Here is a 6,937-nt window from a genome sequence, read left to right on the forward strand (position 1 = left end):
GGGCGCGGCCTCCCCGGTTCTCAGGCGCCCGGCGGAACCCTGGACGGGCGGCCCGTGCCGCGCGTCCGGGAGTGTCCGAGGAGGCCCGCGAGGGCGGCGAGCACGCCGCCCGCGGCGGTCCAGATCCAGCGGTCCGACCACCAGCCGCCGGACCAGCCGTCCTCGGGCTCGCGCAGGGTCGCGGTCACCGTGCCGGCGACCAGCGGGGTGGACAGCGTGCCGTCCACCGCGTGGATGCCGCCGGTCTCCTTCACCTCGGCCTCGACGGCCGCGCGCACCGGGAGGCCCTTGTCCTCGTCCGGCAGGTCGACGACCGTCAGGCGTACGTAGTAGCTGCCCGGCAGTGGATCGTCGGCCCACTGGTCGGCGCCGGCGCGTACGGTGCGCAGGGTGCAGGACAGTTCGACCGTGGCCGCTTCCTTCGCCGCGGCCGCGGTCTGCGTGCCATAGGTGCACGCCTGCCGGCGGCGCAGTCCGTCGTACACGTCGAGCTGCCAGGTCGAGGCGCCGTGCCGGGCCGCCGACTCGGGCAGGGTGACGGCGGCCTTCACCGTGGCGCGCTGCTGCGCGTCGAGCGGCACCACCCAGTAGAGGTAGTCGCCGCTGGACGCGCCGGCCGTGGCCTTCTGGCCCGGGCGGAACGCCGCCGCGGTACGGAAGCTGGTGCCGGCCTCGGTCGGAGCCGATTCGGCCTTGGCCCCGCCCGGACCGGCACTGGCGGTGGCGGTGGCGGTGGCGGGGGCGCTCGGCGAGGGTGTCTCCGCGACGGCCGTGCCCACGGCCGTACCCGCAACCGTGAGGGCGGCTGCCGCGGCCAGCAGGAATGCGGTCGGTGTGCCTACTCTGCGCATCAGTTGGTCCTCCAGACGGAGACGCGCCAGCGGGAGATCCATCCCCACACCAGACCGGCCAGCAGTCCGGCGAGCGCCAGTACGGCCAGCAGCCACCAGCCCCGTCCGAGGCCGAAGGCGGCGACGTCGGAGGCTTCGTCGGGGCCGTCCACCAGGTCGATGGTCAGCTCGACGGGCATGCCCGGGGTCGTCTTGACGGAGGCGGGGGCGGAGAAGGAGTTGCTGACCTGGAGGCAGACGGTCTCGGGCACGGGCTTGTCGCCGGAATCCGCGCCGTCGGTCTCGGCCTTCGGGTAGCGCAGGCCGGTGGAGAGGACGTCGGTGCGCCCGTCACCCGCCTCTGAGCCGCGCACGATCTCCCGTCCGTGGACGGTGGTGGCGCGCAGCAGGACGCCGTAGTCGTTGTTGACGGCACGGTCGGCGCCGATGCTGACGGAGGCGCGCAGTTCCTGGCCGGGGAGGACGTCGACCCGGTACCAGCGATGTTCACCGAAGGTCTCGCGGTCGCTGTAGAGGCCGGCCTTCAGCTGCGGGGCGCCCTCACACTGCTTCGCGCCCTCGGTGGCCACCGGGTTGACGACCGGGTCCGCGGCCCGGTCGACGAGTTGTTTCACTCTGCTGGAGAGGTCCGCCTTGTGCTGCACCGAGGTGTAGGTACCGCCGGTGGCCTCGGCGATGCAGGTCAGCTGCGCCCGGGTCTTGGCGTCCGGGACCAGGCCGAGGGTGTCGATGACCAGGTGGATGCCCTTGGCGGCGATGTCGCGCGCCACTTCGCACGGGTCGAGCGGGGCGCAGGTGTCCTCGCCGTCCGTGATGAGCACGATCCGCTTGGAGCCGTTGCCGCCCTCCAGGTCCTGGGCCGCGCCGAGCAGGGCCGGTCCGATCGGCGTCCAGCCGGTCGGGGCGAGGGTGGCCACCGCGGTCTTCGCCTCCGTCCGGTCGAGGGGGCCGACCGCGTAGAGCTGCTTGGTGTCCTTGCAGCCGAGGGCCCGGTCGTCCCCGGGGTAGTTTGCCCCCAAGGTCCGTATGCCGAGGCGTACCTCGGCCGGGACCGCGTCGATGACCTCGTTGAAGGCCTGCTTGGCCGCGGCCATGCGGGACTGTCCGTCGATGTCGTTGGCCCGCATGGAGCCGCTCACGTCGAGGACGAGGTCGACCTTGGGGGGTTCCTTCACCGTCGGTTCGTCGGCGGCGGTGGCGCTCGCCGGGAAGAGCCCGACGGCCAGGGCGGCGAGCAGGCCGCACGCCCCGACCGCAAGCCGTTTTCTTGTGATCATCGCCGGATCGTATTGAGGATCGTCCGGCAATCCAAAACGGGCTCCCGGCCGGGGCTTTCGGGGTGTCCGTGGGGTGTACGCGGCCCTGCGTAGGCCCTCCACGAGGTGATGGGCCGGTCGGACCGGCGGATATCCGGGTGCATGGGACGGAGCGTCCGATCTAGGCTCCGGGGATGAGTGCTACCCGTACCTTCCGTATCACCGTTCGCGGTTCGTTCGACGGTCTGACCGACGACCAGAGCGCCGAGCTGCTCGCCGCCGCGCCCGAGCACGACATGCTGCGCGCGGAGTTCACCACCGAGGGGCACCTCTCCTACGACCTCGCGGCCCGCCCCTTCTTCACCTTCCGCTTCCTGGATTCGGGCGAGGCCGAGGAGGACATCCTCGACGCGACCGCCCGGGCGGAGCTGGCGGCGGAGGGCTGGCTGTCCGAGCGCGGGTACGGCTTCAAGCAGCTGCGGTCGCAGGCTCAGGACCTGTCGCTGGCCCCGCTGGGCAAGCGACAGCGCCGGGAGGCCGCCCGGTCCGGCGCCCGGCCCTGACGGCTCGGTTCGGCCCTGACGGCTCGGTTCGGCCCTGGCGGCTCGGTTCGGCCCTGGCGGGTTCAGTTCGGCGGGTTCGCGGCGAAGACGTTCGCGAGGTGTGCGGCCAGCTGCCGCGGGGCGGGCGGGGAGAGCCGGGCGCCGAGGTATCCGTCCGGGCGGATCACGAAGGCCGTGGGCTCCTCGGCCGCGTACAGGCGGGCGAACTCGCCCCGGCTGTCGGTGTAGACCGGCAGCGTCGTCCCGTCGGCCTCGATCGCCGCATCCGCGTCGGCGTCCGCGTCGGCCGCGACCACCAGGCAGATCTCCATCCGGCCGCCGGAGGACTTCCGGGCCGTCCGTACGAGTTCGTCGAGGCCGGACGCGGGGCCGGGTTCGGGCCGGTCCCCGTACAGCAGCAGGACGTGGTCCCGCTCGCGCAGGACGTCGTACAGGCGTGCCGGGTAGGCGGTGATCGGCCCGGTGAGGCCCGCGCAGTCGGGCGCCCGGTCGCCGGGCCGGGGGCCCTCGCCCCCGCCGGCCGAGTCCACGGATGGGCTTCCCCGGTAGCCCACGAGGAGTTGGGCCTCGCGCATCATCAGGGTCGCCGGGTCGTCGGGGTCGTTCTCCATTCCCTCGACTGCGTGCCGTACGGTGCGGCCGACGACTTCCTCGCCGACGGGCCGGCGCTCGGCGTCGTAGCCGGCGAGCAGGGCGGGGTGGGCGGCGCCCGAGCAGGCCAGTGCGAGCTTCCAGGCCAGGTTCCAGGCGTCCTGGATACCGGTGTTCATGCCCTGGGCGCCGGTCGGCGGGTGGATGTGGGCCGCGTCCCCGGCGACGAAGACCCGGCCGTCGCCGTAGCGGTCCACGATCCGGTGGCTGATGCGGAACACCGACGTCCAGCGGATGTCGAAGGCGGTGGTGGGCTTCGGTGAGAGCCGGTCCAGGACCGTCTGGATGTCGGCCAGTACGGGGGCCCGGCCGGCCCGGTCGCTCTGCAGGCCGTGAGTGATGCCGTCGGAGGCGGCTCCGGCCTGTCCTGCGGTGGAGAGTTCGGGCGGCACCATCATCGACATGCGGTACCGGCCCCGGCCGGGCAGGGGGATGCAGACCAGCACGTCGTCGACCGCCCCGTCACCGCCCAGATGCATGGCGCGCAGGCCGTATCCGGGCGGCACGTCCCAGTCGACGCGTACGTCGGCGAGCATGTACTCCTCGGCGAAGGCCCCGCCCTCGAAGCTGAGGCCGAGTCCCTTGCGGACGATGCTGTGGGCGCCGTCACAGCCCACCAGGAAGCGGGTGCGTACCTCCTCCTCCGCCCCGGAGGGGGTGTGCAGCCGGCAGGTCACCCCGTCGGCGTCCTGGCTGAACGCCACCAGCTCGGTGCCGCGTTCGACCGCGGCGCCGAAGCGGCCCAGGTACTCGTCGAGGATGCGCTCGGTCTCGTACTGGGGAAGCGCCGCGAACCCGTACGGGACTTCGGGCGGCACGGAAAGGTCGACGCGGGGCTGTTCAGCCCCGTTGACGTAGAGGAACTGGCCCCGCATCGGGACGGCCGCCTCCAGGGCGGTGCGGACCAGTCCCATGCGGTCCCAGACCTCGAAGGTGCGCGGCTGGATGCCCACGGCCTTCGCGAACGGCAGCCGGGCGGGCAGCCGGTCGACGATCCGGCAGGAAACACCCCGGCGGCGCAGCTCCGCGGCGGCGGTCAGCCCCACCGGGCCGGCGCCGACGACCAGTACGTCCGTTGCGTAGGTGTGCGCCACCGGCACCTCCTGGCGTGCGGCCCCCCAGAGGAGTGAGTGCCCCTCCATGGTGGCCGCCCGCCGGGTGTCCGGCATCTTTACTCGATCACGAGGTCCACGTCGATGTTGCCGCGGGTGGCGCGGGAGTAGGGGCAGACCTCGTGCGCCTGCTTGACCAGCAGGGCGCCCGTTTCGCCGGCGAGGGACTCGGGGAGCTCGACGCGCAGGGTGACGCCCAGGCCGAAGCCGGCGCCGTCCTTGCCGATGGAGACCTCCGCGGTGACCGAGACCTCGCTGGTGTCGGCCTTGGCCTGGCGGCCGACCAGACCGAGCGCGCTGGCGAAGCAGGCCGCGTAGCCGGCGGCGAAGAGCTGCTCGGGGTTGGTGCCCTGCCCGTTGCCGCCGAGAGCCGGGGGCATCGCGAGAGCGAGGTCGATCTGACCGTCGGAGCTGACGGTGCGGCCCTCGCGGCCGTTGGCGGTGGCGACAGCGGTGTAGAGCGCGTCCATGAGAGGTCCTCTCGCAGAAATGAACCGTGGTGGCGGCCGGTGGTCGGCCGCGCTCCACTACTAGAACACACAATTCAGTTGTGCACAATTCAATGCCTCGCAAGTTCTTCCCGGGTACACTGGGCGTCATGACCGAGCCGACCACCGCGACCCACGCCGACCAGGACTTCCTGCGCCTCGACGGCCAGATCTGCTTCGCGCTCAACGCGGCGAGCCGTGCCTTCGGTGGCCTCTACCGCGTCGTGCTCAAGGATCTCGGGCTCACCTACCCCCAGTACCTGGTGATGCTCGTGCTCTGGGAGCACGGCGAGATGCCGGTCAAGGACATCGGGCAGCACCTGCGGCTGGACTCCGGAACGCTGTCCCCGCTGCTCAAACGGCTGGAGGCGGCCGGCCTGGTCCGCCGCGAACGCAGCACCGAGGACGAGCGGTCCGTGCACGCCCACCTGACCGCAGAGGGCGCCGCGCTGCGCGTCCGGGCGGTGGAGGTGCCCCGCCGGATCGCCGCCGCGACCGGCTTCGAGCTCACCGAGGTCCTCGACCTCCAGGCCCGGCTGAACCGGCTCACCGCCGCCCTCGACGCCGCCGTGCCCCGGGAGGCCGGAGAGGCGTAGCCGCCTCCCGCACCGGACACTGGGTCCGGGAAGCGGGACGGCGGGCAGGAGGTACGCGATGGACCCGGTTGCGGCGCTGGACCGGATCGCCTTCCTGCTGGAGCGCGCGCAGGCGCCCACCTACCGGGTACGGGCCTTCCGGTCCGCGGCGGCCGCCATCACCCGGATGGGCGAGAGCGAGGTGGCCGAACGGGTCGCGGCCGGTTCCCTGGAGGCCGTGAAGGGCATCGGCCCCAAAACGGCCCAGGTCGTCCGGGAGGCAGTCGGCGGAGCCGTCCCCGCCTATCTGCAGACGCTGGAGGACGAGATCGCCGCACACCCCGAGGGGCCGCCGGCCACACCCGCCGCCACCGCGCTACGGGCGGCCCTGCGCGGGGACTGCCACTTGCACTCCGACTGGTCCGACGGCGGCAGTCCGATCGAGGCGATGGGACGGGCGGCGGCCGCGCTGGGCCATGAATGGGCCGTGCTCACCGACCACTCGCCGCGCCTGACCGTCGCGCGGGGACTCTCCCCGGAGCGGCTGCGCGAGCAGCTGCGGGTGGTGGCCGAGCTCAATGACACCTGGGCGCCCTTCCGGCTGCTCACCGGCATCGAGTGCGACATCCTGGACGACGGGGCCCTGGATCAGGAACCGGAGCTGCTGGAACAGCTCGACCTGGTCGTCGGCTCGGTGCACTCGAAACTGCGGATGGACTCCCCCGCGATGACCCGGCGGCTGCTGGCGGCCGTACGGAACCCGCTGATGGACGTCCTGGGCCACTGCACGGGGCGGCTGGTCACCGGCCGGACCCGGCCGGAGTCGCAGTTCGACGCGGAGGCGGTCTTCGCGGCCTGCGCGGAGAGCGGTACCGCCGTGGAGATCAACAGCCGGCCCGAACGGCTGGACCCGCCCCGGCGGCTGCTGCGGATCGCCGTGGCAGCCGGCACCTTCTTCGCGGTCGACACGGACGCGCACGCCCCCGGCCAGCTCGACTGGCAGATCGCCGGCTGCGAAAGGGCGGTGGAGTGCGAGGTTCCGGCCGGGCGCGTCATCAACACCTGGCCGGCGGACGGGCTCCTGGCCTGGACCCGCACCCGGGAGATGCCCTGACGGGCGTCCCGTCGCAGTCCGTGGCGTATTACGGACATCGCGGGGTATCGCGGGTATCGCGGGTATCGCGGGCGTATCGAAAATCGCATACGCCACCGCAACCGCCCTCCGCATGGAATGGCGGCATGAACCATGACGCACCCCTGTCGGCACCACCCCGTCGCACGCGCGCGATCGTGCTCCTGGGCTTGGCGGTCCTCGGCCTGGCGGGCGCCGCCCACGTCGTGCGGCGGCCGCTCATGATGTCCGCTCCGATGTGCATGGCCGGACGGTGGCACGGCTGCTTCGACACGTTCAACGGTGTGGTGCTCATGACGCTGGTCACGC

Annotated in this window: 7 protein-coding genes and 1 pseudogene; 4 read left to right on the top strand and 4 right to left on the bottom strand. The window is 72.7% G+C overall.

Features of this window, described 5'->3' with window-relative positions; genetic code table 11:
- Window positions 1–20: 20 nt before the first annotated feature.
- Window positions 21–851 carry a hypothetical protein gene (locus ACWGIU_RS24735; protein WP_453709185.1) on the bottom strand — a complete coding sequence of 277 codons (831 nt, stop codon included), beginning with the start codon at window positions 849–851 and terminating at the stop codon, window positions 21–23.
- Window positions 851–2,128, bottom strand: coding sequence for a VWA domain-containing protein (locus ACWGIU_RS24740; protein ID WP_453709187.1), 1,278 nt, complete (start codon window positions 2,126–2,128; stop codon window positions 851–853). Before ACWGIU_RS24740 ends, ACWGIU_RS24735 begins: the two co-directional genes overlap by 1 nt.
- Before the next feature lie 173 nt (window positions 2,129–2,301).
- Here ACWGIU_RS24740 and ACWGIU_RS24745 point away from each other — a divergent pair, with 173 nt between their 5' ends.
- Complete coding sequence (locus tag ACWGIU_RS24745; RefSeq protein ID WP_453709189.1) at window positions 2,302–2,670, top strand: DUF6204 family protein; 369 nt, start codon at window positions 2,302–2,304, stop codon at window positions 2,668–2,670.
- 62 nt (window positions 2,671–2,732) lie between these two features.
- On the opposite strand, the gene ACWGIU_RS24750 is transcribed toward ACWGIU_RS24745, so the two are convergent.
- Window positions 2,733–4,415 carry an FAD-dependent monooxygenase gene (locus ACWGIU_RS24750; protein ID WP_453709191.1) on the bottom strand — a complete coding sequence of 561 codons (1,683 nt, stop codon included), beginning with the start codon at window positions 4,413–4,415 and terminating at the stop codon, window positions 2,733–2,735.
- A 77-nt stretch (window positions 4,416–4,492) separates the two neighbouring features.
- Window positions 4,493–4,903: an organic hydroperoxide resistance protein gene (locus tag ACWGIU_RS24755; RefSeq protein WP_030770995.1), complete on the bottom strand. Its 411-nt coding sequence runs from the start codon at window positions 4,901–4,903 to the stop codon at window positions 4,493–4,495.
- 128 nt (window positions 4,904–5,031) lie between these two features.
- Between ACWGIU_RS24755 and ACWGIU_RS24760 the strand changes: the two genes are divergently transcribed.
- The 3 genes and pseudogenes from ACWGIU_RS24760 to ACWGIU_RS24770 all read left to right on the top strand — a co-directional run.
- Window positions 5,032–5,517, top strand: coding sequence for a MarR family winged helix-turn-helix transcriptional regulator (locus tag ACWGIU_RS24760; protein ID WP_453709193.1), 486 nt, complete (start codon window positions 5,032–5,034; stop codon window positions 5,515–5,517).
- 58 nt (window positions 5,518–5,575) lie between these two features.
- Window positions 5,576–6,610 carry a PHP domain-containing protein gene (locus tag ACWGIU_RS24765; RefSeq protein ID WP_453709195.1) on the top strand — a complete coding sequence of 345 codons (1,035 nt, stop codon included), beginning with the start codon at window positions 5,576–5,578 and terminating at the stop codon, window positions 6,608–6,610.
- Window positions 6,611–6,735: 125 nt separating this feature from the next.
- Window positions 6,736–6,937 (top strand): annotated as a pseudogene (locus ACWGIU_RS24770) (VanZ family protein); the annotation flags it as partial.

The sequence above is a fragment of the Streptomyces sp. NPDC054840 genome, from assembly GCF_053611065.1.